General features: G+C 59.3%; 21 protein-coding genes and 1 rRNA gene. 4 read left to right on the top strand and 18 right to left on the bottom strand.

Annotated elements, in window-relative coordinates; all coding sequences use genetic code 11:
• The 5 genes from DD236_RS11355 to argH all read right to left on the bottom strand — a co-directional run.
• Positions 1-214 (bottom strand): 16S ribosomal RNA (locus DD236_RS11355); the annotation flags it as partial.
• A gap of 683 nt (positions 215-897) precedes the next feature.
• Positions 898-2,160 carry a tyrosine--tRNA ligase gene (tyrS, locus tag DD236_RS11350; protein WP_109094511.1) on the bottom strand — a complete coding sequence of 421 codons (1,263 nt, stop codon included), beginning with the start codon at positions 2,158-2,160 and terminating at the stop codon, positions 898-900.
• 104 nt (positions 2,161-2,264) lie between these two features.
• Positions 2,265-2,705, bottom strand: a complete 441-nt coding sequence (locus DD236_RS11345) for a hypothetical protein (RefSeq protein ID WP_165819909.1) — start codon at positions 2,703-2,705, stop codon at positions 2,265-2,267.
• Positions 2,702-3,370 carry a DNA-3-methyladenine glycosylase gene (locus tag DD236_RS11340; RefSeq protein ID WP_109094509.1) on the bottom strand — a complete coding sequence of 223 codons (669 nt, stop codon included), beginning with the start codon at positions 3,368-3,370 and terminating at the stop codon, positions 2,702-2,704. The genes DD236_RS11345 and DD236_RS11340 overlap by 4 nt, the downstream gene beginning before the upstream one ends.
• Positions 3,371-3,372: 2 nt before the next feature.
• Positions 3,373-4,800 carry an argininosuccinate lyase gene (gene argH, locus DD236_RS11335; protein WP_243410301.1) on the bottom strand — a complete coding sequence of 476 codons (1,428 nt, stop codon included), beginning with the start codon at positions 4,798-4,800 and terminating at the stop codon, positions 3,373-3,375.
• Positions 4,801-4,888: 88 nt separating this feature from the next.
• Between argH and argF the strand changes: the two genes are divergently transcribed.
• A complete protein-coding gene (argF, locus tag DD236_RS11330) occupies positions 4,889-5,887 on the top strand; it encodes an ornithine carbamoyltransferase (RefSeq protein ID WP_109094507.1) in 999 nt (332 codons plus the stop codon).
• Positions 5,888-5,889: 2 nt separating this feature from the next.
• On the opposite strand, the gene zupT is transcribed toward argF, so the two are convergent.
• Entirely contained in the window at positions 5,890-6,684 is a 795-nt protein-coding gene (zupT, locus tag DD236_RS11325) for a zinc transporter ZupT (protein WP_109094506.1), read from the bottom strand.
• 103 nt (positions 6,685-6,787) lie between these two features.
• On the bottom strand, positions 6,788-7,549 hold the full coding sequence (locus DD236_RS11320) for an NADPH-dependent oxidoreductase (protein ID WP_109094505.1): 762 nt from the start codon (positions 7,547-7,549) through the stop codon (positions 6,788-6,790).
• Positions 7,550-7,617: 68 nt separating this feature from the next.
• Between DD236_RS11320 and DD236_RS11315 the strand changes: the two genes are divergently transcribed.
• A complete protein-coding gene (locus tag DD236_RS11315) occupies positions 7,618-9,051 on the top strand; it encodes an MFS transporter (RefSeq protein ID WP_109094504.1) in 1,434 nt (477 codons plus the stop codon).
• Positions 9,052-9,121: 70 nt separating this feature from the next.
• Here DD236_RS11315 and DD236_RS11310 read toward each other — a convergent pair whose 3' ends face one another.
• The 10 genes from DD236_RS11310 to DD236_RS11265 form a co-directional block, all read right to left on the bottom strand.
• A complete protein-coding gene (locus tag DD236_RS11310) occupies positions 9,122-10,363 on the bottom strand; it encodes an argininosuccinate synthase (RefSeq protein ID WP_109094503.1) in 1,242 nt (413 codons plus the stop codon).
• A gap of 72 nt (positions 10,364-10,435) precedes the next feature.
• Positions 10,436-10,921, bottom strand: a complete 486-nt coding sequence (gene argR / locus DD236_RS11305) for an arginine repressor (RefSeq protein WP_109094502.1) — start codon at positions 10,919-10,921, stop codon at positions 10,436-10,438.
• Positions 10,921-12,090 carry an acetylornithine transaminase gene (locus DD236_RS11300; protein ID WP_109094501.1) on the bottom strand — a complete coding sequence of 390 codons (1,170 nt, stop codon included), beginning with the start codon at positions 12,088-12,090 and terminating at the stop codon, positions 10,921-10,923. Before DD236_RS11300 ends, argR begins: the two co-directional genes overlap by 1 nt.
• The gene (argB, locus tag DD236_RS11295) at positions 12,087-12,995 is read right to left on the bottom strand and encodes an acetylglutamate kinase (RefSeq protein ID WP_109094500.1); all 909 of its coding nucleotides are present in this window, start codon (positions 12,993-12,995) and stop codon (positions 12,087-12,089) included. Before argB ends, DD236_RS11300 begins: the two co-directional genes overlap by 4 nt.
• The gene (gene argJ, locus DD236_RS11290; protein ID WP_109094499.1) at positions 12,992-14,149 is read right to left on the bottom strand and encodes a bifunctional glutamate N-acetyltransferase/amino-acid acetyltransferase ArgJ; all 1,158 of its coding nucleotides are present in this window, start codon (positions 14,147-14,149) and stop codon (positions 12,992-12,994) included. Before argJ ends, argB begins: the two co-directional genes overlap by 4 nt.
• Positions 14,146-15,192 (bottom strand): N-acetyl-gamma-glutamyl-phosphate reductase, encoded by a 1,047-nt coding sequence (argC, locus tag DD236_RS11285; RefSeq protein ID WP_109094498.1) that lies wholly within the window; start codon positions 15,190-15,192, stop codon positions 14,146-14,148. Before argC ends, argJ begins: the two co-directional genes overlap by 4 nt.
• Positions 15,193-15,300: 108 nt before the next feature.
• A complete protein-coding gene (locus DD236_RS11280) occupies positions 15,301-16,857 on the bottom strand; it encodes a GTPase (RefSeq protein ID WP_109094497.1) in 1,557 nt (518 codons plus the stop codon).
• Positions 16,854-18,581, bottom strand: coding sequence for a GTPase family protein (locus DD236_RS11275; protein WP_109094496.1), 1,728 nt, complete (start codon positions 18,579-18,581; stop codon positions 16,854-16,856). The genes DD236_RS11280 and DD236_RS11275 overlap by 4 nt, the downstream gene beginning before the upstream one ends.
• Entirely contained in the window at positions 18,581-19,897 is a 1,317-nt protein-coding gene (gene hisS, locus DD236_RS11270; protein WP_109094495.1) for a histidine--tRNA ligase, read from the bottom strand. Before hisS ends, DD236_RS11275 begins: the two co-directional genes overlap by 1 nt.
• 57 nt (positions 19,898-19,954) lie before the next feature.
• Positions 19,955-20,677 (bottom strand): MBL fold metallo-hydrolase, encoded by a 723-nt coding sequence (locus DD236_RS11265; protein WP_109094494.1) that lies wholly within the window; start codon positions 20,675-20,677, stop codon positions 19,955-19,957.
• Positions 20,678-20,843: 166 nt separating this feature from the next.
• Between DD236_RS11265 and DD236_RS11260 the strand changes: the two genes are divergently transcribed.
• Complete coding sequence (locus tag DD236_RS11260; RefSeq protein ID WP_109094493.1) at positions 20,844-22,193, top strand: DUF349 domain-containing protein; 1,350 nt, start codon at positions 20,844-20,846, stop codon at positions 22,191-22,193.
• An 82-nt stretch (positions 22,194-22,275) separates the two neighbouring features.
• Positions 22,276-22,896: a hypothetical protein gene (locus DD236_RS11255; RefSeq protein ID WP_109094492.1), complete on the top strand. Its 621-nt coding sequence runs from the start codon at positions 22,276-22,278 to the stop codon at positions 22,894-22,896.
• Here DD236_RS11255 and DD236_RS11250 read toward each other — a convergent pair.
• Positions 22,853-25,144, bottom strand: coding sequence for a RelA/SpoT family protein (locus tag DD236_RS11250; RefSeq protein ID WP_109094491.1), 2,292 nt, complete (start codon positions 25,142-25,144; stop codon positions 22,853-22,855). The genes DD236_RS11255 and DD236_RS11250 overlap by 44 nt on opposite strands.
• Positions 25,145-25,237: the final 93 nt, after the last annotated feature.

The following is a 25,237-nucleotide window of genomic DNA, read 5'->3' as shown; positions in this document are numbered from 1 at the left end:
AAACTTTCCCCACCACAAGATGCCCCGTGATGGGAATATCCGGTATTAGACCCCGTTTCCAAGGCTTATCCCGAAGAAGGGGGCAGGTCACTCACGCATTACTCACCCGTTCGCCACTCATCCACCCCAGCAAGCTGGAGCTTCATCGTTCGACTTGCATGTGTTAAGCACGCCGCCAGCGTTCGTCCTGAGCCAGGATCAAACTCTCCACAAAAAAATGAAGAGAACATTCAACATGACTCTAAAAAAACACAACACAACATCAACAAAGACATCACATCATGCACAACCGAGACTCAACCCGGCACACCCAACAACCGTTGAGCAACCACCCTCACAGGCAGCCACACCACAAACACCCAACCATCAAAAAATCAGGAAAAGTTGCTTGTCGTGAGCCAGACACAAACCGTCTAGCATTTTCACACTCGACACACTATTAGACACTCAACCACCACACCCACACCCCACAACCAACCAGAAAAAACCAGTCAATCACAAGAAGGAGCGAGAACCAAGCCTACCCCACCAGCCCGCAAACCACAAACCCACAAACACGAGCCTCTAGTCACACAACCAGCAGGAACCAACCGGCCCCACAACCACCAACAACCCAGCCAAACCCAACAAACACAAGACCAAAACCCTTGCCCTGCCGGCCCGAACCATGTCCCGGCGACAAGCAAAAACAATACCCACCCCACCCACCCCAACACAAACCACAACCCCATGAACCACCTCACACCCCCACAAAACCCAACAACCACACCAAAAACACGCACACGATTCGACATCACATTGACGAACTCCGTCCCTGGTGCTGGGCTCTATGCAGCATACGAAGAGGGCTGGCCAGAAAACTCTGGCCAGCCCTCTTGTTGTATAGGAAGCTGAGGTTTACTCCTTCACGCGCACAACTGCGAGGTTCTTCTTGCCCTTGCGGAGCAGGACAATGCCCCCGGGAAGCACGTCGGTGCCATCAAGAACGCCGGCGGCATCTGTGACCTTGGCGTTGTTGATGTTGAGGCCGCCTGAGGACGCAGTCCGGCGCGCAGCACCGATACCCTTTTCGAGGCCTGCACGTACGAAGAGCTCTACGAGAGGCGTCCCAACAGCTGCCTCGGCACTCGGCAGCTCGTCCACGGCATCCCGAAGCGTCGCACCATCTAGATCGCCCAAGTCTTCACCGCCGAACAATGCCCGCGAAGCCTGAATAACTCGTTCTGTGGCCTGCTCGCCGTGAACCCAACTGGTCACGTCTGAAGCAAGTACCCGCTGAGCTTCACGCGCTTGCGGGCGTTCGATGCTCTGTTGCTCGAGCTCCTCGATCTCCTCTCGCGAACGGAAGGTGAACACCTTGAGCATGCGGATAACATCCTCGTCAGCTGTGTTCAGCCAGAACTGGTAGAACTTGTAGGGAGAGAGCATTTCGGGGTTAAGCCAAATGGCCCCGCCTTCGGACTTACCGAACTTGCTTCCGTCGGCTTTGGTGATCAGCGGGTTGGTCAGCACGTGAACGCTCTGCCCCTCGATCTTGCGGATGAGGTCCATGCCGCCCACGAGGTTGCCCCATTGGTCGTTACCGCCCACCTCGAGTGTGCAGCCGTAACGCCGGAATAGCTCAAGGTAATCATTGGCCTGAAGTATCTGGTAGCTAAATTCGGTGTAGGAGATGCCGTCCTCGGATTCGAGGCGCCTCGCCACGATGTCCTTGGACAGCATGGTCCCCATGCGGAAGTGCTTGCCAAGGTCACGTAGAAGATCGATGGCACTGAGCTCGCTCGTCCAATCGAGATTATTGACGATTCGTGCCGGGTTCTGCCCCTCGAAATCGAGCAGATTCTCCAGTTGTCCCTTGAGGCTATTGGCCCACTCGCCCACGACATCCTTGGAGTTCATCGTGCGTTCGCCAACTGGCCGTGGATCACCGATAAGGCCCGTGGCTCCACCCACAAGTGCGAGCGGGTGGTGCCCGGCAAGCTGAAGGTGGCGCATGAGCTTCACTGCAACCAGGTGGCCGTGGTGCAAGGACGGAGCGGTGGGATCGAAGCCACAATAGAACGTGAGAGGTCCCTCGCTCAGCGCACTGCGCAGTGCGTCAATATCTGTGTGCTGGGCGATGAGCCCGCGCCACTGGAGTTCGTCGAGGACGTCAGTCACGTTCTTTGCCTTTCTCTGGCTGTGCCCGGCTTTCGAGCACAGGGTCTAGTGTGCCCGGCACACTGCGCACGATTCCACTCGTGTCCACGTTGTGCCCGGCAGTCTTAATCATCGCCCGCGCCAACGATTTCCGCCAAATTCTGCGCTGTGGTCACGGGTATTTCCGTCCCACACATTCGAGGGGTCCACCGAACGCTGGGATCTAGAAGCTTGAGGTTCGCCAGCGGAAACGGATCGTCTAGCGGCAACAGCGTAGTTAGGTCCAGATCCACGAAGCCGGTTTCGGGCCGTTTCGCCTCCGGATTCCAGTGCGGCCCAACCCAGATGTCCGACGCAATACGTCCCAGCGCGATTGTTCCCTTGGGATGCCAACCAACCTTGACCATGACCGCGAGGTCCCCGGGCGTCATCCCCCGGCGCCGCGTCCCGGTATTCCATTCCACGCGTATGGTTTTGCCCGCTTCCGCGCGTGGGAGCCAACGCTCCCAGTCCGGATACGGGTTGTAATGCAGACCAGGATTCACCAAGAAGAGAAAAGCCCTCACTGCGGATTCAGCCTCTGATCACGTGCAGTCACCTTCGTGGCCTGTCCGTGTTTCGTTCGCGAGCCACCGCCTCGCTTGTACGCGGAGACCGTGGGATCCCCCGGGATCCAGAAGCGCCACGGGTACAGCTGGCCGTCGCCTCCGATCCCCGAGACCCCGACCCTCGGCCCAGTTTGGATCAGGGGTTCCGGTTCGTGAGTATTAACGACGACGAATTCTTCCCCATCCTTCAATCTCACTCCGTCAACGCAGAGCGCCGCGCCATCCCACTCGCGGTTGATCGCCAAACACCGGGTAAGGTTGGCTGGCCCTCTCGCCAAGTCGCGCGACCGTACCACAGCAGGCCTTCGCTCACGGGCCAGCTCTTCTCCCTCGATCACCTCACCGGCGCGTACCAAGCAGCCCCCAGCCCGGCCCGCAGGCCAACACACGATGTTCATGCAGTAGTGCATGCCGTAGGTGAAATACACGTATATAGCGCCGGGAGCGCCGAACATGGTGCCGTTTCTGGCTGTTTCGCCTTTGAATGCGTGAGAAGCCGGATCGGCGGCGCCCAAATAAGCCTCCACTTCTGTGATCCGTATACTCACACCGTTAGCACGGACGGTGGCACCAAGAAGCTGAGGGGCCACCTCCAAAGGACTCGAATTGAGCTCGAGTGCCATGATTACTGGCGTGCCTCAATTCTCGAGTCAGTGAATTCGCGATAGCGGTGAAGCGACTCACGGGCACCCACCAATTGTTCGTGGACTCGGGCCGGCGCGGTTCCACCAGCCCCACTACGCGCGTTGACCGAGCCCTCAACCGAAAGGATCTCATGCACATCTGGGGTGAGGCGGGGATCGATGGCGGCTAAGTCGTCGTCGGCCAAATCCCAAAGCTCGATCCCTCTGTCCTCGCACGTGCGCACACACGAACCTGAGATCTCGTGAGCCTCACGGAACGGGACTCCTTGGCGAACCAGCCACTCGGCAATATCGGTGGCTAAGGAAAAGCCTTGGGGCGCCAGCTCGGCCATCCGGCCGTAGTCCAACCTCATCGTGGCGATCATGCCGGAAACGGCAGGCAACAACACATCGAACGTATCGATCTGATCGAAAACCGGCTCCTTATCTTCCTGCAAATCCCGATCGTAGGCGAGCGGGAGGCCCTTCAGAGTGGCCAGTAGACCCGTCAGATCGCCGATAACACGTCCGGCCTTGCCACGCGCTAGCTCTGCAATATCGGGATTCTTCTTCTGCGGCATGATTGAGGAACCGGTGGAGAAGGAATCGTCCAGCATGAGGTAGCCAAACTCCTTGGTGTTCCAGATAATTATCTCCTCGCTGATACGTGAGAGGTCGATGCCGATCTGGGCCATGATGAAAGAGAATTCGGCGGTGGTGTCACGGGCGGCGGTTCCATCAATCGAATTCTCAGTAACGCCGGCGAAGCCAAGATCGCCTGCGATCGCCTGCGGGTCCATATTCAACGTATTGCCGGCTAGTGCACCAGAGCCATAGGGGCTCAGGGATGCCCGCTTGTCCCAGTCAATGAGACGATCGATATCGCGCAGCATCGGCCACGCGTGGGCTAGAAGCTGGTGGGCCACCAACACAGGCTGGGCGTGCTGCATATGTGTGCGGCCAGGCATGACCGAGTCCCCCGCTGCAGCAGCTTGATCAACCAGCGCTGCCACCACGTCGAGGAGCTTGCCGCCAATGATTCGAGCCTCATCACGCAGGTACATCCGGATGAGGGTGGCGATCTGATCGTTGCGGGAGCGGCCCGCACGTAGCTTGCCTCCCAGATGATCGCCCGCGCGTTCCAGCAGTCCACGTTCTAAGGCCGTGTGAACGTCCTCGTCCCCCGGGCCCGGCACGAAGGTACCCGAAGCCACATCGCCGTCCAAGCGCGTTAGGGCATCGAGCATGCCGTCCAATTCCTCATTCGTCAGCAGGCCAGCCTTAGCTAGGCCACGGGCGTGGGCACGAGATCCGGCGATGTCATACTTCGCCAAGCGCCAATCGAATTGGGTGGATCGGGACAGCTCGGTTAGGGCGTCGGCAGGGCCGCCTGCGAAGCGGCCTCCCCACAATGCGATGCTTTCACTCATGCGCTCCATCGTAGACGGTTTGGCAGCGGCGTCTCGAACCTAATTGGGTAATGGCCTGGTCACGGAGCGGTCCGGCTAAGATTGGTCCATGAATTTACGCGGACGCTCCTTTCTCAAAGAATCTGACTTCACGCCAGCCGAGTGGCTGGGACTCATCGAGCTAGCTACCTCCCTCAAGAAGGAGACGAAGGAGGGACACGAACGCCAGCGGCTTCTGGGAAAATCGATCGGTCTCATCTTTGAAAAGACCTCTACCCGTACACGGTGTGCTTTCGAGGTTGCGGCTTTTCAGCAAGGTGCCCACACCACGTACCTCGATCCGGTCAGTTCCCAGATCGGGCATAAGGAGTCCGTAGCGGACACAGCGCGTGTCCTCGGGCGCTTTTACGACGGTATCGAGTTTCGTGGGGATCGGCAGGCTGACGTAGAGGCTCTGGCTAAGTTCTCGGGAGTGCCGGTGTTCAACGGTCTCACGGACGATTGGCACCCCACCCAGATGCTCGCCGATGCCCTCACCATCCGCGAGCATACCGGCAAGCCGTTTGATCAGGTGGTTCACGCCTACCTCGGAGATGGGCGCTTCAACACGGGGCGCTCCCTCCTCGTATCCTCCGCCATGCTTGGCATGGACGTGCGCATCGTGGCACCGGTGGCCTACCAGCCAGATGCCGAGGCGATCGCTATCGCTCGGCAGTTCGCTCAAGAGACGGGCGCTCGTATCACCATCACGGACGATGTGGCGACCGGTGTTGCGGGCGCGGATGTGATTTCCACGGACGTGTGGGTTTCCATGGGCGAGCCCAAGGAGGTATGGAATCAGAGAGTTGCCGATCTGGCCGATTATCAGGTCAACGCGCAGGTCATGGCACAGACCGGGAATCCTGACGCGATCTTCATGCATTGCCTGCCGGCTTTTCACGATCTGGAGACGGCGGTGGGCAGGCAGGTGTACGAGGCAACGGGCATGGACGCTCTCGAAGTGACCGAGGAAGTGTTCTCCTCCCCGGCCTCAGTGGTGTTCGATCAGGCCGAAAACCGAATGCATACGATCAAGGCCGTCATGGTTGCCATGCTTGCTGGGGCCTGAGCTCACATCAGAAGGAGTAGCGAAAGTGCCATCACGGCCATTCCCGCGATAAGGCCGCCGATGGCGAAATGGTGTTCGCCGTATTCTTCCGCCGATGGCAGGAGCTCGTCTAACGAGATGTACACCATGATGCCGGCCACCCCCGCAAATGCGATGCCGAATACTGTATCGCTGAGGAACGAGCGCAGGATCAGGTAGCCGATCACAGCTCCAAGCGGCTCGGCCAGCCCGGACCCGAAGGAGAGCCAGAAAGCTTTCTTGCGGCTCTGAGTTGCATAGTAGATGGGAGCTGAGACGGCAATCCCTTCGGGGATGTTGTGGAGCGCAATGGCCACAGCGATGGGGATCGCCACTTCGGGCGCTTGAAGGCCGGAGATAAAGGTGGCAAAGCCTTCGGGGAAGTTGTGGATCGCTATCGCAACAGCGGTGAAGAGCCCCATCCTGTAGAGCTTGTGTTGGGCATCAGTATCGAGTCCAGTCGCGTTTGCAAATTCATGTGGGTTGGCCTCGGATGGGACAAGCTTGTCGATGATGGCGATCACTGCGATCCCGCCAAAGAAGGAGGCAGCCGTTGCCCACGCTCCCGTTTTCTGCCCGAGATCGGCGGTCAGCGCCTCTTGGGCCTGAGGAAAGAGTTCCATCATCGACACGTAGATCATGACGCCCGCCGAAAATCCCAGAAGCACGGAGAGGTATCTCGGGTTTTGGTGGCGTGAAAAGAACGCGATGACTGATCCAATGCCGGTTGATAATCCCGCCAGCAGAGTCAGAAGAAAGGCAAACCCAACCGAGTTCATAAGAATCCCCTCCGCAGATTTTCGGTAACCCGAAAACTCTAACCTTTTGCCCTATAACTCGGGCAGTCCTTAGGTCACAGCAGGTGCGGTTGGGCCAGCAAAGTCACTCGAGTGCGAAGTTGAAGCCCTGAGCCTGAGCAACCCTCATCATGTATGTTCGCTTGGGGTTTTCGACGCGAAGCTTATCCGCGGTCTGCTTGGTGAATGTGTCGGACGGCTGCCCACCCTCGCGCAGATCATAATAGGTTCTCATTATTTGGTCGTAGTCAGAAAGCGCGGCCGTCCACGATTCGGGTTCCCGGTAGCCGTTCTCCATGACGCGCAGGCTCATATCCATGCGCGGCTTGAGCTGGGGTGATTGGGCGGGGTATCCGAGTGACAGCCCTACTACCGGGAAGGTTAATTCAGGCAGTCCCAGTAGTTCGATCACACGCTCAACATCATTGAGCACGTTGCCAAAGTAGTTCGTGCCAAGTCCCAGAGATTCTGCAGCAACCACGATGTTCTGCGCGGTGAGGGCCGCATCAGTGACGGCCTCCATGAAACAGTTCATGGAACCGCCGAAGGGCTCGTCCACGCCCTGCTCCTTAGCGATCTGTTGGGAGCGGTGGGTATCGGCTACGAGGACCAAAAGTTCGGTTGCTCGCGCCATATAGGGTTGCGTGGCAATCTCCGCCATCTCATCCTTGATGGCCTGATCGGTAATTCGGATGATGGAGACCTGCTGGAGGCCACGAGAGCTCGCGGTGACCCGTGCCACCTCCATGAGCTGACTAAAGGTATCGGCGGCGATTGGCTCCCCGGTGAACTCGCGGATTGTCCGATGATTGAACTGAGTTTCAATTGTGCTGTTTATTGGCTGCATGGACCCATTGTCCCACCCATCATGGCCGCTTATTTGGTGCTCGGCTAGACTCCTTGAGAAAGGAAGCGATGAACACTCGATTTTTCTCTGTTCCGGGGAGCGACCGGAAGTATGACCGAAACATTATTCTTGCGGTTTTACTGATTTCGCTCATGATGTCCCTGCTCCAAGTGAGCTCCGTGAATAACCTCTTGCCGTCCATCCATTTGGCGCTGGACACGAGTGATTCGTCCACCCAGTGGATCCTCTCTGGGTTTACACTCGCAATCGGTGTCATGCTGGTTCCCGCGGGACGCATGGGCGATCTGGCCGGACGTTCAGGAATGTTTGTGCTGGGTCTGGGACTCTTCGCAACAGCATCGCTGGGATGCGGAATGGCCACCACCCCCATCGTTCTCAACATCATGCGAGTGATTCAGGGCTTCGGCGCTGGCATATACTCGCCTCAAGTCACAGGAATGATCCTCCAGTACTTTCAGGGGAAGGCGCGTGCCAAAGCCTTCGGTCTGATGGGCCTCGTGGTCTCAATGTCGGTGGCGGTGGGCCCCGTGCTCTCGGGCAGTATGGTCAACTTGTTTAGCCCAGACCCCGGCTGGCGCGTAACCTTCTTCCTCAACGTACCCATTGCCCTGATCGCTATGCTCGCATCTTGGCGCTACCTGCCCTTTACACATCAAAAAACTCGCCAGCACCTGGACATTGATCCTGTCGGGATGCTGCTGCTGGTTCTTGCCGTCCTGTGCATCATGGTCCCGTTCATGAATGATGCCTCGTGGCGCTGGTTCCTGCTCATTGCGGGCGCGGTGCTCGTCACTGCGTGGGTGATCTGGGAGCAGAAGTACGAACTGCGCGGCAAGGAGCCGATGGTCTCCATCAACCTCTTCCGCACCCGGTCATTCGGATACTGCACCGCCATCTCTGGCCTGCAGTTCCTCGGTTCGTCCTCACTTTTCGTTGTTCTCGCGATGTTCCTCCAGCAGGGATTGGGCGTTTCTGCCTTCTGGGTGGGGCTCGTGGGCCTGCCCAACGCAATCGCATCCGGCTTCATGGCAGTCTGGTCCGGACGGCACGCGCTTGACCATGGAAAGCAGATTCAGATCTTTGCCCTTTCAACCATGTTCGCCACCACGCTGCTCGTGATCCTCGTTGCATGGGGCATGACGCACGCCGATTGGCCCCTATGGGTTATGTCCCTCGTGCTCATCCCGTTCGGGATAGGAGCCGGGTCGATGGGAGCGGCGAACCAGACTCAGGGCATGCTCGATGTGCCGCCGAGCCACGGGGGCGCCGCCGGCGGTGTTCTCCAAACAGTTCAACGCACGGCTACTGCCATCGGCAACGCGATGATCACAGGTGTCTTCTTTGCGGCCAATTCAGATGGCGAGGAAGCCGCTCACTGGTTCCAAGGCTTCGGCTCCAGCCTCGTGGTTGTGGCCGTCTGTGTGGGATGTGCGGCACTGGTTGCTCTCCGGTACTGGCACGTCTCGCGAACTCGCAACTGAGGAACAACAACGGGACCTTCCGTACGTACGAAAGGTCCCGTTGTTGTTATAGAAAAGGCCGATTAGAGACTCAGCCGAGCTTGGACTTGCCCATCGCCTCGCCCTTGCCAAACTTGACGTCGCGCGCGGCGGCAAGCTGGGACGTGAGGCCGAAGATCTCGATAAACCCCTTGGCGTTGGACTGGTTGTAGGAATCGCCCTCGTCGTATGTGGCGAGGTTGAAATCGTACAGCGAGCTCTCAGACCGGCGGCCCGTCACGGTTGCGCGGCCACCGTGCATCACCATGCGGATATCACCGGAGACGTACTCCTGAGTATCGCGGATGAAGCAATCGAGCGAGCGCTTCAGCGGGGAGAACCACTGGCCTTCGTAGACTAGGTCGCTCCAGCGATCAGAGACCGTGCGCTTGAAGCGTGCCTGCTCGCGATCCAGCGTCACGTTCTCCAGCTCCTTGTGAGCAACGTGGAGGGCCATCGCGCCCGGTGCCTCGTAGATCTCGCGGGACTTGATGCCCACGAGGCGATCCTCAACGATGTCGATGCGGCCGATGCCCTGCGCGCCGGCGCGGCGGTTCATTTCCTGAATGGCCTGAAGCGGGCTCACGGCATTGCCATCGATCGCCACGGGAATACCCTTTTCGAAGGTGATCACTACTTCATCGGGAAGAGGCGGGTAGGTGGGATCATCGGTGTAGTTGTAGACGTCCTTGGTGGGGCCGTTCCAGATGTCCTCAAGGAAGCCGGTTTCGATCGCGCGGCCCCACACGTTCTGATCGATGGAGAAGGGGTTGTGGTGTGTGGTCTCGATGGGGAGATTGTGCTTGTTGGCATAGTTAATGGAGAACTCGCGGGTCATCGCGAGGTCGCGCACCGGGGCCAGACACTTGAGGTCCGGCGCCAGCGAGGTGATGCCGTTTTCGAATCGGACCTGATCGTTGCCCTTGCCGGTGCAGCCGTGGGCCACAACCGTGGCGCCGAACTCGCGGGCCGCGGTCACGAGGTGCTTGACGATGGCGGGACGCGAAATCGCCGAAATCAGCGGATATGCGTCCATATACAGGCCGCCGGACTGGAGCTGGGGCATGCAGTACTCACTGGCGAATTCATCGCGGGCGTCAGCCACGTAGGCTTCTACCGCACCACAGTCGAGGGCGCGCTGGCGTACGGTCTCCAGATCTTCGCCGCCCTGGCCAAGATCCACGGCCACGGTCACTACTTCCATCCCGGTCTGCTCGCCGATCCAGCCGATGGCCACCGAGGTGTCCAGCCCGCCGGAGTATGCGAGGACTACGCGATCTTTATGCTGTGGCATTGTTACTTCCTACTCTGCTATTCCGCTCTCACGCTCACGCGTTCATGCGTTGTGAGATTCTTACTTATTCGACTATCTGAGATCGAGAAGGTCTTCTCGAAGTTTTGTAGCGGCTTCATCGCTAGCTGTGATTACGAGGACCGTATCGTCACCCGCGATGCATCCGAGAACATCGTCGAGCAGTGCTCGGTCAAGGCCGGACGCTAGAAGCTGTGCAGCGCCCGGCGGTGTTCGCAGAATCAGTTGATTACGGGCTTGCTGGACGCTGATGAGAACCTCCGCGGCCCAGCGGGCAAGCTGGACGCGCGCACCCTGTGTGGCTGCCTGTACCTCTTCGGGTTCTGGCACGCGATAATGCTGTCTGCCCCCGGCATCCTTCACCTTCACTGCGCTCATCTCATCGAGGTCGCGTGAGAGGGTGGCCTGCGTAACCGAGATACCTTCCTCGCGAAGGCGCTTTTGAAGGCCAGCCTGCGAGCCAATCTTCTCTTTGACTAGGATCTGGGCGATGAGCGCTTGGCGCGCCGAACGGGTTCCTGGAATAAATGCTTCTGCCATTAGGACTCCTGAAACTCTCTGGCGTATTCGGCCATGATGGTGACGAATGGGGCCAGATCAGCCTTTGTGATGATAAGCGGGGGCGCCAGCCGAATCGTGGTGGGGTTGGGCGCGTTCACGATAATTCCCTGCTCAAGGAGGCGATCGCGTATGGCAGGGCCGTCGCTCACGGCGATCCCGATCAGAAGGCCTTCGCCACGCACCGAATACCCTGCGGCCGATAGCTCGGAAATAAGCCAGTCTCCGATGGTCCCAACATGGCCGAGCAAGCCCTCAACTTCCGTGAGGGTTGCCAGGGCAACAGCGCTCGCCACAGGATTCCCCGCGAACGTGGAGCCGTGGCTGCCCGGTGTGAAAAGCTCACCGGTAGCGCCCACACCTACGCAGGCCCCAATCGGGAAGCCGCCGCCCAAACCCTTAGCTAACGTCACTACGTCCGCCTGAACGCCCGCCGAGGCAAGCCACTGACCGGTACGCCCCACGCCCGTCTGGATCTCATCGATCACAAGGAGGGCACCAGCGTCATCACATAGCCGGCGGGCGTGGGCAAGCAGGCCGGCCGGAAGTGGCATCACGCCAACTTCCCCTTGGATCGGCTCCATAAAGATGGCCGCCACGTTGCCGGGCGCGAATGCTGCGTCTAGGGCCTCGGGGCTCGGCTCCACGAACTCCACTGAGCCGGCCAGAGGCGCGAACTGATCCTTAATGGCTGGCTTATCCGTGAGAGTCAGCGCGCCAAAAGTACGTCCGTGGAAGGAGTGTGAGAGGGCCAAGACGCGGCCCTCGGGCTTGTGTAGGCGCGTGAGTTTCAGCGCTGCCTCGATGGCTTCGGTCCCGGAGTTCGTGAGGAATACCTTGGCTGGTTCAGCGTATCCAGACTGAGTAAATACATCTTGAATCTTCTCCCCCAGCTCTACCTGGGCGGGGCTGGTGAAGAAGTTGGAGATGTGGCCGAGGGTGCCCACCTGATTGGTAGCGGCCGCCACGAGGGCAGGATGAGCGTGGCCAAGTGCGTTTACGGCAATTCCGCCGAGCAGGTCGAGGTAGCGCCGCCCGTCCAGATCCCACACGTACGTGCCCTCACCGCGAACCAGCGCGAGTTGGGGCGGACCGAAGGTATTCATAAAAGCCCGTGAGTAGCGGTTGATCATCGTCTCATTCGTGCTCATGCCTTACTCCCTTCCCATGTAACCTGTGTGCCGATCCCCGAATCCGTGAATACTTCTAGCAGCATCGAGTGGGCCATACGCCCGTCGATCACGTGCGCTTGACCAACGCCTCTGTCCACCGCCCTCAACGCTGCTTCCATTTTGGGAGCCATCCCTGAATCAAGAGTCGGTAGAAGCGCGCGGAGATCGGCCGCGGAAATCTCATCCACAAGTGAGGACTTGTCTGGCCAGTTCAGATAGAGCCCCTCAACATCCGTGAGCATGATGAGCTTGCGAGCCCCAAGCGCCGCAGCAATGGCGCTCGCTGCGGTATCGGCATTGACGTTCAGGACTTCGCGCGGAGAGGCCACATCAATGGCCACCGTGGATACCACGGGAATCCGTCTGGAATCCAGAAGATCAGTGATGGCCACTGGATCCACTTCCACCACGTCACCCACGTGGCCGATATCCACCGGGGCGCCGTCTACGATGGCCTTACGACGCTTCGCTCGAAGCATGCCCGCGTCTTCACCCGAAAGCCCCACGGCATATGGGGCATCCTCGTTGATGAGAGACACGAGTTCGCGCTGGACCTTTCCTGTCAGGACCATCCGCACCACGTCCATCGCGTCGTGGGTTGTCACGCGCAATCCGCCACGGAACTCGGACTCAATTCCCACCCGTTGAAGCATGGCGTTGATCTGCGGCCCGCCGCCGTGCACCACCACCACCTTGATACCCATGTGATGAAGGAACACGATGTCTTGCGCGAAGGCGGCTTTGAGATTCTCCGACACCATGGCGTTGCCGCCGTACTTAATGACGAACGTCTGGCCGGAAAACTCACGTATCCATGGCAGGGCCTCTACCAGAACCTCAGCCTTATGCTGGGCCGTTGCCAGCCTAGTCAGAATCTCACTCATGATGAATATGCCGAATTCTCTTCAACGTAGCCGTACGTTAGATCGTTGGTAAGGACCCGGACGCTCTCTGCTCCGGCCTTCAAATCAATATCGATGTTGACCTGCCGCGGGCTCATATCCACGAGCTCGCGTGGATCGCCCACGCCACCGTTGCGGCACACTGTGACGCCGTTGATAGCTACGTCAACCGACCCTGCGTCAAAAGGGGCTACCGATTCAGGAACTGTGCCCAGCGATGAGAGGACACGGCCCCAGTTTGGATCGTCGCCGAACACCGCGCACTTCAGCAGGTTGGACCTGCTCACTGCGCGCGCCACGGCAAGCCCGGCGTTCTGGGACGAAGCACCGTGGACGTTTACCGCAATGTCATGGCTAGCACCCTCGGCATCCCCGATGAGCTGCTCGCCAAGGGATTGGGCCACTTCGATGAGATGCTCCGTAAAATCTTCGGGTGAGGGATGAACGCCGGAGGCGCCCGATGCCAACAGAATCACCGTGTCGTTGGTGGACATGCACCCGTCCGAATCGATGCGGTCAAGGGTTTGGCCCATAGCCACCTTGAGGGCCGCATCGGCCTCATCCTCATTAAGCACCGCATCCGTGGTGATCACCACGAGCATGGTGGCAAGTTGTGGCGCCAGCATCCCCGCGCCCTTCGCCATTCCGCCAACCGAGTAGTCACCGGAGTAGACAGCTTGCTTGGGTCGGGTATCAGTGGTCATGATCGCGAGGGCTGCTTCTTCTCCGCCATCGTCAGAAAGCTTGGAACAGGCAGAACTGACTCCAGCTCGAATCGCGTCCATATCGAGGAGTTCACCGATCAGCCCTGTGGAACAGATCGCGACATCGGCGGGGATAACGCCAAGTTCGGCAGCCACTAGGTGGGCGGTCGCTACAGTATCGGCGTACCCGGCATCACCCGTACATGCGTTCGCGCCACCGGAGTTGAGCGCCACCGCCTTCAGCGTCCTATTCGCCACCACCTCGCGGGTCCATTGGACCGGAGCCGCATACACACGGTTCGCGGTGGTCGCGGCCGCAGCTACATAGTGAGGGCCATTATTAACGACGACGGCGAAGTCGCGCCCGCCGCTATCTTTCAATCCGCACTCGACCCCCGCTGCGGTGAACCCAAGAGGCGATGTCACGCTCACGGCGCCACTCCATTCATAGTTAAGCCTGTTGTCTCAGGAATCCCCAGAGCCAAATTGATCGATTGGATTGCCGCACCCGCCGTGCCCTTGCCCAAATTGTCGATCACGCACGTGACCGTGATACGTTCACCGTCGCGATCCAGCACGGGGCTCACGAGCACACCGTTGGCACCCACAACGCTTGCCGTGGCAGGCTGCGCAGAGGTAACCGAAATAAAAGGTTCGTTCGCGTAGGCGGCCAAGTATGCCTCCCACACCTGCTCTTGCGTGGTACCGGCGGATACAGGAAGGGAAACTGTTGCATGAATGCCCCGCGACATCGGCACTAGTACTGGGGTGAAGGAGAGAGAACGAGTGGTTGCTCCCGCAGCTTGCAAGTTCTGCGCGATCTCGGGAATGTGACGGTGTGTTCCGCCCACCCCGTAGGCCACGGCGCTGCCAAGTGCTTCGCTTGCCAGCAGATGAGGCTTCAGTGCCTTTCCGGCACCGGAGTAACCCACGGCAAGTGCGGCCACGATGCCGGTTCCGTCAGCCAGCCCGGCCGCGATGGCCGGCTGAGAAGCAAACGTAACGGCCGAGGCGTTACACCCAGGAGCCGCGATGTGTGTGGCTGCCGCCAGAAGCTCGCGCTGGGTCGGGCCGGTATGACGAATAAGCTCGGGCATCCCATATGTCCACGGCTCGGCCGCCTGAGTACCGTAATAGGCCTCCCAATCCTCGGCTGATATGAGACGGTGATCGGCGCCTAAGTCCACGATCAGACAGTCAGGGTTGAGTTCCGCGATCTGAGCGCTTACCGCGGCCGACGCACCGTGTGGCAGGCCGAGGATCGCGATATCAGCATCCGCCAGAGTCTCGGGGTTCGTCTCTTGGACGTGAAGTCCGGCGAGCGAGCGCAGATGTGGCTGGTAATCCTCAATGGGTCCGCGTGTTGTGCCAGCGCATAGGGCGCTCACGGCAAGACCCGGGTGCCCGGCGATCAGCCGCAGAGCCTCTCCACCTGCATAACCCGTTGCTCCGGCAACCGCTACTCGTAACGTCATGTGTATAACTATACGCAATCATGCATGACCTCTCATGGCTGTCCACGGTGGGCTAAGCCACAACCCGCCTACCACCCCGGGAGTGCGTCAAATCTCGGGGAGTGAGATCTATAGCCTCCGGAGGTTCTGAACGTCCTCCACGAACCGCCCGTATTGAGCTAGCTCCTCACGCAACGGCACGGCCACAGCCGATTCGGCGGCTTCCGTCACCTGTTGACCTATGGCGCCATGAACCCGGGACCGGGTTCGCGAAGCGCCCCTCGCCAACACCCATCTGCCTACAATCGCACCAAGTATCCCGGCAAGTAGCCCTCCAATAAGGAGCATTGTCGGAACCGCGATAGGCCCGAACGCTGGCGGTTCAGGAAACTGGATGTGAAACGCGGCTGTAAGCCACAGCACTACCAGCCAAGCAAGTCCGGCAACGGCAACGAGTCCTGCAAGCCACTGGAAGGCAGCTGCAAACCCCCACCACAGAGGGTCCTTCCGCCCAAGGTCCGCCTTGGAAGCAAGCGACGAGGTCTCACAGGCGATCGAATCCGTCCGCTCCTCGCTAGCACCTACCACGTCGTAACGCCACCGCCTCGGCAAATTCTCGGCACTGCGAGACGCATAGCGGTGCACACTGGCTCGGGCGATCGCCAGTTGCCGTTCCTCGGGAACAAGCCGTTCGGAAACAGAATCGTTGTCTTTAAGGGGGTCCGCCCCGCGGGTGAGCCAAGAGGTACCCAGCCAGCCAACGCGGCGTTTACCGCGTTGACGATACGAAGTGGCTGCTGCATCAGCGAGCCGATTCGAGCCTGACGCTTCCAGAAGCACGTCAGAGACTTGGGAAAAAGGGGCTGGCTGATCCGGTACACGGACAACGCCATCCTCAGATTCCACCGCCGTGATCAACGCTTCACCTTGAGACTGCAGATCTGCCGCAAGACGGCGCATGGCCACCTGCTTTGAATCGTGAGCCTTCCCGATAGCCTCCTGAAGCTCGCGGATTCCTGCCCCGGTTGTGGCCGATGTGGGAATAATGTTGGCTTCGAAGCCTTCTAGCGCAAAGAGCTCGCGAAGATGCGATAGAACGGCCGGCAACTCGTGAGCTTCCAGCCGATCAACCTGATTGAAAGCGACGAGGCTGACGGCGCTGTGGTGTGAGAATGCCGCGAGGTAATCATCGTGCCACACCGAATCGGCATACTTCTGCGGGTCTGCAACCCATACGATGAGATCGGCGCGAGCAAGTATCTTCTGAGCCACGGCACGGTGAGCATATTCAGTGGAATCGATATCTGGCAGATCCACAAGAACCAATTGGGAATCGGGAGTAGCTGGCAGGCTCGCGCTTGTTGCAACTTCCTCGATTCCAAGCCACCGCGTAAGTGCAGAAACAGGAGCCCCTGTGACCGCAAGCGGTTGGGAAGTTGTGGGGCGGCGGGCCGCAACCGGCGCCACACTCTCACCGAGAACCGCGTTCAGCATCGAAGACTTTCCCGAACCCGTTGCGCCCGCAAACGCCACAACGGTGTGCTCAGTCCCTTCGGCCCTCCGGCCGCGGACCTTCACTAGGAGATCCTCACCTTGATTCACCACATGATCGTTAATGTGCCCGTTTGCCGCACCAAGCGCGTTCTCTAGACACACAATCCCTTCGGGCAACGTCAGCGTACTCACCGCAGTGTCCTCCCGTAAGCCTTCTCTAGGTTCTTGAACGCAGCCTCAACCGTGGCCGGAGCTTCCTCATCAACCTCCAACACGTCAAGGCACTCCCGGAATGGCTGAGACTCTTGAGCGAAGAACGCGCTCACGGCCCGCTCCAAATCCGTCCGTGCCTTATCCGCCATCCGCCGCACAGCATCTTCTCCGAACACGGCTTCCAACAGCTTCTGCGCCACAACTGCGGTTCCTCCGGCCACCGCAACTTCCCCACCCGTAAGCCCGGCAGTTGACGCGAAGATTACGATCATAAGGGCTGCGCCCACTACGTTGACACCAACGGAAAGCACGCGGGCGGTGGCCTTCTTCTCCTTGCCAGTGCTAGTGATCGCATCGGTGAGGCTCGCATGCCACTGGTCCACCAGCTCACGAGCAGCCTCGTTGCGCTCTTCACTGGATCGCACGCTCATCTGAGCCGCCGTCAAAACGCTCACGGATTCTGGCCGATCAAGCCACTGGGCCTCCAGCCTCGAAATTGCCTGCTCGGCTTGAGAGACAAGCAACACAACAAGCGAATCCGTGACAGCGTCTTCCACATGGTCCCCTTTGGGTGGACGCCCAGAGAACCATCCGGAGATCCGATCGCGAACTGAGGCAACTCCCGTTTCCAGCTTCCGCATCCACTCACCGGTGCCTACTACCTCTTGCCATCGGTGTAGGACCTCACCTCGAAGCACTGATCCGTCGTTTAGGAGGGTATCCATCCCGGAAGTTGCCGCAGAGAATGAGTGCTCCACGTCATGGACCATGGCCGATTTAGCGTCAACCTGCTGGCCAAGGGCCCCCACGATCTGCGGCTTGCGCTCGAGGAGTGCCCGCACCGCCCCGTCCAAACTCTGGCGCGCCACCGAAGTGCGTGACACCTTGTCTTCGGTCAGGCCGGCCAGCCATTGACGCAGTGGCGCCACGTCCTGTTCGGGGATAAACCCCGATTCGTCCACGGCCTCGGAGATCATGAAGATTGGCGCCGAACCAAGCCCGTGGCTCACGAGCCGCAGCGACAGATCCGGCCTAATCTGCATGCCAACCCCCGCCGGCACCCGGTTCAGCACAATAGCCAGCACCACATCGCGTTTGGCTGCCTCATCGAGCAGCGCCCACGGTATTGCATCGCCGTACCGGGCCGCGGTAGTCACAAAAATCCACAGGTCGGCCGCTTGAAGGAGCTGGCCCGCAAGCCGCCGGTTATCCTCCACTACAGAATCAATATCTGGCGAATCTAATAGGGCCACGCCGCTGGGAACGCCCGCCGCCGCAGCAAGCTGAAGTTCGCTTCCATTGCCCGGGTCACCGCTCGGCTGCGCGCTTGCCCCCATTCGCTTGAGATTCGGCAGAATTCGCGAATCGTTGAACCAGGCGGCCTCTTTTGGCGAATGCACGAGGAGTGGACGCCGGGTAGTGGGGCGAATAGCGCTGGATTCAGCCACATGCTCACGGATAAGCGAGTTCACCAAGAGGGATTTGCCCGAACCGGTTGAACCCCCGATAACACCCAGCAGCGGCGCCTCAAGAGTCTCAAAACGCGGAAGTATGTAATCCTCCAGCTGGTGCACGATGTCCGCACTTGCCTCACGCCCGTCTTCTCGATGCGAAGTGGCGATTGGAAACTGCACCTGACCCAACGCCTCATGCAATGCCTCTAGCTCGGGAGTTGGATCGGATTCGCGCACCGTCAGCTTCATCAGTTCTCAATCAATTCCGGGTAGAGATCTTCTGCGGGCGGTTCCCAAAGAGTGGGATCGGCGCTCACCTGTTCGCCCGAACGAATGTCTTTGACCTGTTCACCCTCTTCGGTGGCAAACCACACATACGGGATCCCGCGGCGATCGGCGTATCGGATCTGCTTCCCAAACTTCGCACTGTTCGGGGACACATCGGCGGAGATCCCACGCTTGCGCAGCTCCATCGCCGTTTTTTCGCCGTGGCGCCGCTCTCCCTCGTCATTCACCGCCACCAGCACGCAGGTGGGAACCTTCCGGCTGGGGGTAACGATTCCCTGATTGATGAGCCGGGAGATTATCCGGGATACCCCGATAGACAAACCTACTCCCGGATAAGCCTTCTTGCCGTCGCTCACCAGTGAATCGTAACGTCCGCCGGAGCACACGGAACCCAGATCTTCGTGCCCGATCATGGTGGATTCATAGACTGATCCGGTGTAGTAATCCAACCCTCGAGCGATCCTTAGATCGGCCACAACGGAACCCGGGATGAGTTCGTTCGCGCCCTCGATCAATCCGACAAGCTCCTCAAGTCCCTCTTCTAGTAGTTCCGAAGAGTACCCGAGCCCTCGAATCTGATCGGCAACGCTCGCGTCCGCGCCACTGATATCGGCCAGTGCAAGGGCAAGTTCTGCCTGTTGCTGGTTCGCGCCAACACCATCCGCAAGCATCTCCGCGATGGCCGCTGGCCCCACCTTGTCCAACTTGTCAACGATTCGCAGCGTTTCCGCCACGTCCTCAATACCGATCGCTTCGTAAAACCCTTGTGCAACCTTGCGGTTGGAGGCCCGTACCACTACCCGCGGGACGGGTAGCTTGGACAGCGCATCCACCATCACAAGGGGCAGCTCAATCTCGTGATGGAACGCAAGCGTATCAGCACCCACTACGTCCACATCGGCTTGAACGAACTCGCGGAAACGCCCGTCTTGAGGCCGCTCCCCTCGCCACACCTTTTGGATCTGATACCGCTTAAACGGGAAGTCCAGCCGCCCCTTGTTCTCCAAAACATAGCGTGCCAGGGGGACAGTGAGATCGAAATGCAGGCCCAGTTCCGCATCCTGAGCGTCCCCACCCTGAAGACGGTTGAGTAGGTAAACCTCCTTAGAGGTCTCTCCCTTGCGCAACAACTGATCAAGAGGTTCGGCGGCGCGGGTTTCTATCCCAGAGAAGCCGTGGAGCTCAAATGTGGCTCGCAGTGTATCAAGGATCTTCTGCTCGACGATGCGTCCGTCGGGCAACCATTCCGGAAAACCGGATAGAGGGGCAATCTTCATAGGCGCTATTCTTCCACGTTTTGCCTAGTGGCCTCACATGGCAACACGCAACGGCCTCTAAGCCAGCGCCTGCTTGAGGAATGGAGAACGTCGCAGTTCACGACCCATTGTGGAGCTGTGACCGTGCCCCGGGAAGAAAATTGTTGTTGGCGGAATCACCTGCGCGAGGTTCCGAAGTGATCGCTTTGCGGCCTCGGGATCGCTTCCCGGCAGGTCCGTCCGTCCCACCCCGTCGCGGAAAAGTACGTCCCCACTGAGCATGAGCGCCGTACCGAAGGAACCTTCTGGCGCCGGTGCAGCCTCTGGATCGGGCGCGATGTTTCCCTCTAGTGTGAAGACGCTCGATCCCTCCGAGTGCCCGGGCGCGGCGATGGCCGCAAAGCTGATTCCTGGCACGATCTCCGCGCCGTCAGCCTCGTAAAACTCCTTCGGAAGAGCCAATGGGTTATCCGGACGCACCCATTCACTTCCGGAGTACTGCACAAACAACTGGGAGAAAGAACCGGTGAACTGGGCTGGGCTTTCCAGTCGGTACAGATCAGGTTCGGGAATATAGACAGGTATTTTCCCCGCTACCGCCGCGCTGTCCCACACATGATCGCCGTGGCCGTGGGTGCACAAAACTGCGCTTAGCTGCAGATCCCGGGCAGCTAGTGAGTTCTTCACCCAGTCCCGCGCCCCTGCACCTGGATCAACTACGAGAGCCTTCCGCTGAGTTTCATCGGCGAGGATATAGCAGTTGGCTTCAATGAACGTGTTCGAGTAGCGCAAGAAGATCATACGACTACGCTATACGCGCCGCTTAGTAATTGCCACGAAAGCTTCGTCGTCGTTATAAAAAGTACGGACGACGACGGCGCATCACAAACCCGTCAAAACAACGTAGACTAGCCCCGAAGATTGTCACGTACGGTGAATCACCACCGTCTCCACTGAGGAGCTCCACATGAGTGAACCCACTCCTACCCCTAAGCCGAAGCCACGCCCAATTCCGCGCCCGCGGCCAACGGCGCCCAAGGATGTTGCGCCTGCACCGGCTCCCCTCGATCAGGCAGCGGCCTCAGCGGCTGCAGCTTGGGGCCGGGTAGATTCTGGAGGCAACGTCTGGCTACGTTCGGACGAAGGCGAACGCATCGTTGGCCAGTACGCCGCAGGTGGCGGTACCGAAGATGCACTGGGGCTCTATGTACGCAGATACCTTGACCTCGCCTCTCAGGTTTCACTCCTCGAATCTCGTGTGGATAATGTCAGCCCAGAAGAATCCCGGGCCTCGGTGAAGTCTCTGGAAGAACAGCTTGTTGAACCCGCCGTTGTTGGTGATGTTCAGGCGCTGCGCACTCGTGTTGCCACGGTAAAAGAGAAGATCAAGTCCCTTGCGACCAAGATTCAGGCCGAACGCGAAGCTGCACGCGATCAGGCCATTACGGAACGAACCAAACTCATCGAACGCGCCGAGGAGATTGCCGATACAGATCCGGCGAAGATCCACTGGCGCAATTCGCGTGATGAGTTCGCCCAGATCTTCGAATCGTGGAAGGCCGCACAGAAGAACGGGCCACGCATCGGACGGACCACTGAAGATGAATTGTGGCAGCGCTACTCGAAAGCCCGCACAAAGTATGAGCGCACCCGCCGCGCCCATTTCGCCGAACTGGACACAGAGCGAGCCTCTGTGGTGACGCGCAAGAAGAAGCTCATCGAGCGGGCTAAGGCGCTGTCCGATTCCACTGATTGGGGGGCCACGGCCGGACAGTACCGCGATCTCATGGACGAGTGGCGCCAGGCCGGGCACACGGCACGCAAGGATGATGACAAGCTGTGGGCTCAGTTCCGGGCCGCCCAGCAGGTGTTCTTCGATGCCCGCAACGCCCATTTCGCCGAACGGGATGCCGAATTCGAGGAGAATCTGGCCGCTAAGCTTAAGCTCGTGGAAGAGGCCGAGGCACTATTGCCCGTCAAAGACCTCGAGAAGGCACGCGAGCAGCTTCACGATATTCAGGACCGTTGGGAGGCAATCGGGATGGTTCCCCGTGCCGAACTCAACCGCACCGAAGGCCGCCTGCGCAAGGTTGAGGATGCCATCCGCAACGCGGAGGCGGAGAAGTGGCGCAAGACGGATCCGCAGAAGAAGCAACGTTCCGATGGCATGGCGGCTCAGCTAGAGCAGTTGATCGCAGATCTTGACGATGACATCGCCGCGGCCGAGGCATCTGGGAACGCGAAGAAGATTAAGGAACTCAAAGACGCGAAGGCCGCCCGTGAGGCGTGGCTAGCACAGGTGAACAAGGACCTCTGAGTTCTCCACAGCCGATGTGGCCCCGGTGATCCCTTTGGGGATTGCCGGGGCCACTTCTGTCTGGTTCGTGTCACAATGATGTATGGCGACGTGGCGTAACTCCCCCGAACTCACGAATAACGAACGGCTCCTGATACACGAGGGGCTCTACACAGAGGTTGCGCCCGGACATGTGATCGAAGCGGATTTGGCAGGGGCACCTGCCCTACGCGCCAACCAGCTTCTCCGTCATATTCCCCGAGGTCACATTGCCGTCACCTTCTCCGCCTGCTGGATATTCACGGGCTGGTGGCCTCCCGGGAGAATGCGTGAGGTCTACGCGGCCCATCCCAAGCGGACGAAGCCACCAGCCGTATACCGCCACGCCGTTCCCGAGGAATTCACGCGGAGGATAGGCGGACTAATGGTTACTTCCCCCGCCCGAACCGCCGTTGACCTGCTCCTCCTTGAGCCTCTCGAGGAGGCGATGGAAGGGCTCCTGCAGCTCTACGGCGCACACCTGACGATGGCCGAACTTCGCGCCCATGTGGATCTAGAAGCGCGCCGCAAGAAGCTCCCGATGGTACGAGAGATCGTAAACCAATTCGCCGATTACGCCACGTGGCGGCGTGACACGATGATCGAAGCCGTGCGAGAGGCAGCACAGGAAACGAGCGGTGCTACTTCGTTACCCGGCGATGATCACCCTTCTTCGAGCCGGTGACGCGATAGGCATCGTAAACGCCCTCGATCTTCCGCATCTCGCGCAGCACGGTCTGCAAGTGCAGAGGATCGGCCATCTCGAAAACGAAAGTGGACTTAGCAACCCTCTCCTGAGACGTAGAGATCGATGCCTGAAGCAAGTTCACTCCGTTTTCGCTCAGAACCTTTGAGATATCGTGGAGCAAGCCTTGGCGGTCGAGTGCCTCCACCTGTACCTGGACCAGATACACGGCATCTGCCGTATCTGACCAGTCAACATCGATGAAGCGTTCCGGCTCCTCTTCCCGCATGGCTGCCACGTTCGCACAGTCCGCCCTATGCACTGATAGCCCGCTGCCTCGGGTCACAAATCCGACGATCTTATCCGGCGGGACTGGGGTGCAGCACTTGGCCAGCTTTACCAGAACGTCCGTGGAATCGATGGATTGGACTACCACAGCGCTATCGCCTGTTGCGGTACGGCGGTGCTGGATACGCGTTGGAGTCACCGCTTCAGCAAGAGTCTCCTCAACACCGGCTTCCCCACCCTGAGACATCACTAGGCGCCGAACTACCGTTTCGGCAGAGATAGCTCCCTCACCGATTGCAGCGTACAGTTCGGTCACATCATTACGGGACAGGTCCTGGGCCACTCCGCGCAGCGTATCGTGACTCATCAGCCTCTGGATCGGCTGGTTCTTCCGGCGAATTGCGCGGGCTAGCTTCTCCTTGCCGGTTTCAATGGCCTCATCGCGCCGGGAGTGCTTGAACCATGCCTTGATCTTCGAGCGCGCACGCTGGGAAGCGACGAAGTCCAGCCACCCTTGGGAGGGCCCAGCATCCTCACCTTTGGCGGTGATGATCTCTACCGTGTCGCCGGATTCGAGACGGTGATCCAACGTCACCAGCCTGTCATTGACCCGGGCGCCCACAGTGCGATGGCCAACTTCCGTATGGACTGCATAGGCGAAATCGACGGGCGTTGAACCGGATGGCAGCTCCTGAACCTGACCCTTAGGAGTAAACACGTACACCTGATTGCCGGAGATTTCGTAGCGCAGCGAATCGAGGAACTCCGTGGGATCGGCCGTCTCGCGCTGCCAATCCACCAGTTGGCGTAGCCAGTTGAGCTGCGTCTCCTGCTCGCTCGTCTCTGGAACCTCTTCAGTGTGCTGCTTGACGTTCTCCTTGTACCGCCAATGTGCAGCCACCCCGTATTCAGCGCGCCTGTGCATCTCATACGTTCGGATCTGGACTTCGAGCGAGCGCCCGCCCGGGCCAATCACGGTTGTGTGAATGGACTGGTACAGGTTGAACTTCGGCGAGGAAATGTAATCCTTGATGCGGCCTTGGATCGGTGTGAACATCGTGTTGGTAATGCCGAGGGTGGCATAGCAATCGGGAATTGATTCAACTAGGACACGTATGCCCACCAAATCGTAAATATCCTCGAAGTCCTTACCCCGCAGAATCATCTTCTGATAGATCGAGTAGTAGTGCTTTGGCCGCCCGGTAATCGTGCACTTAATGTGGGTGGCCTTGAGCTCCTTCTCTAAAGATTCCTTGATCTGGGCGATGTAGGCTTCCCGCTCGGGCGTGCGCTCGGTAACTAGGCGCTCAATCTCCGTATAGACGGCCGGGTAGAGGGCTTTAAAGGAAAGATCTTCTAGCTCCCACTTAATGGAGTTCATCCCCAGACGGTGGGCTAGCGGCGCGTATATTTCGAGAGTCTCACGCGCCTTGCGTGAGGCGTTCGATTGGCTCACGTACTTCCACGTGCGGGCGTTGTGAAGGCGATCAGCCAGCTTGATGAGCAGGACCCGGATGTCCTTGGACATCGCGATGACCATCTTTCGTACGGTTTCGGCCTGGGCGGCCTCGCCGTATTCCACCTTGTCCAGTTTGGTGACGCCATCAACCAGCAGCTCTACAGTGGGGCCAAATTCGTGGCGCACTTCCTGCAGCGAGTAGCCAGTGTCCTCAACCGTGTCATGCAGCAGGGCACCAACAATCGTGTCTTCATCCAGCCCTATCTCCGCGAGAATCGTTGCCACGGCAACCGGATGGGTGATGTAGGGTTCACCAGATTTCCTAGTCTGGCCACGATGGCATTCGTCCGCTACCTCGAAGGCGTGGATGATGCGGGACTTGTTGACGTTGGCGGTACCGAGCGCGCGCATAAGCGGCTCGAGGATCGGCGGAAACTGGGGGCCGCTACGGCCCGTCAACCAATTCAATCGGGACCGCACCCGAGGTTGTGTTTCACTCATTGTTCCCCCAATCTTTCACCATAGTGTAGCTGGAGCTGTACACCCCACACCTAAAAAGAACGGCGGAACTGCCTAAACAATTCCGCCGTTCAT

This window comes from Ancrocorticia populi, assembly GCF_003123745.1.
Taxonomy (GTDB): Bacteria; Actinomycetota; Actinomycetes; order Actinomycetales; family Actinomycetaceae; genus Ancrocorticia; species Ancrocorticia populi.
Note: the sequence above shows the minus strand (reverse complement) of the source record. Positions and strands in the feature narration are given on the sequence as shown.

What these genes read in the sequence shown, in the direction of transcription:
- DD236_RS11340 (WP_109094509.1), bottom strand. Translation starts at nt 3,370, where the DNA reads ATGGCACTCGAGCTCAATTCGAGTCCTTTGGAGGTGGCCCCTCAGCTT.
- argH (WP_243410301.1), bottom strand. Translation starts at nt 4,800, where the DNA reads ATGAGTGAAAGCATCGCATTGTGGGGAGGCCGCTTCGCAGGCGGCCCT.
- argF (WP_109094507.1), top strand. Translation starts at nt 4,889, where the DNA reads ATGAATTTACGCGGACGCTCCTTTCTCAAAGAATCTGACTTCACGCCA.
- zupT (WP_109094506.1), bottom strand. Translation starts at nt 6,684, where the DNA reads ATGAACTCGGTTGGGTTTGCCTTTCTTCTGACTCTGCTGGCGGGATTA.
- DD236_RS11320 (WP_109094505.1), bottom strand. Translation starts at nt 7,549, where the DNA reads ATGCAGCCAATAAACAGCACAATTGAAACTCAGTTCAATCATCGGACA.
- DD236_RS11315 (WP_109094504.1), top strand. Translation starts at nt 7,618, where the DNA reads ATGAACACTCGATTTTTCTCTGTTCCGGGGAGCGACCGGAAGTATGAC.
- DD236_RS11310 (WP_109094503.1), bottom strand. Translation starts at nt 10,363, where the DNA reads ATGCCACAGCATAAAGATCGCGTAGTCCTCGCATACTCCGGCGGGCTG.
- argR (WP_109094502.1), bottom strand. Translation starts at nt 10,921, where the DNA reads ATGGCAGAAGCATTTATTCCAGGAACCCGTTCGGCGCGCCAAGCGCTC.
- DD236_RS11300 (WP_109094501.1), bottom strand. Translation starts at nt 12,090, where the DNA reads ATGAGCACGAATGAGACGATGATCAACCGCTACTCACGGGCTTTTATG.
- argB (WP_109094500.1), bottom strand. Translation starts at nt 12,995, where the DNA reads ATGAGTGAGATTCTGACTAGGCTGGCAACGGCCCAGCATAAGGCTGAG.
- argC (WP_109094498.1), bottom strand. Translation starts at nt 15,192, where the DNA reads ATGACGTTACGAGTAGCGGTTGCCGGAGCAACGGGTTATGCAGGTGGA.
- DD236_RS11275 (WP_109094496.1), bottom strand. Translation starts at nt 18,581, where the DNA reads ATGAAGCTGACGGTGCGCGAATCCGATCCAACTCCCGAGCTAGAGGCA.
- hisS (WP_109094495.1), bottom strand. Translation starts at nt 19,897, where the DNA reads ATGAAGATTGCCCCTCTATCCGGTTTTCCGGAATGGTTGCCCGACGGA.
- DD236_RS11265 (WP_109094494.1), bottom strand. Translation starts at nt 20,677, where the DNA reads ATGATCTTCTTGCGCTACTCGAACACGTTCATTGAAGCCAACTGCTAT.
- DD236_RS11260 (WP_109094493.1), top strand. Translation starts at nt 20,844, where the DNA reads ATGAGTGAACCCACTCCTACCCCTAAGCCGAAGCCACGCCCAATTCCG.
- DD236_RS11255 (WP_109094492.1), top strand. Translation starts at nt 22,276, where the DNA reads ATGGCGACGTGGCGTAACTCCCCCGAACTCACGAATAACGAACGGCTC.
- DD236_RS11250 (WP_109094491.1), bottom strand. Translation starts at nt 25,144, where the DNA reads ATGAGTGAAACACAACCTCGGGTGCGGTCCCGATTGAATTGGTTGACG.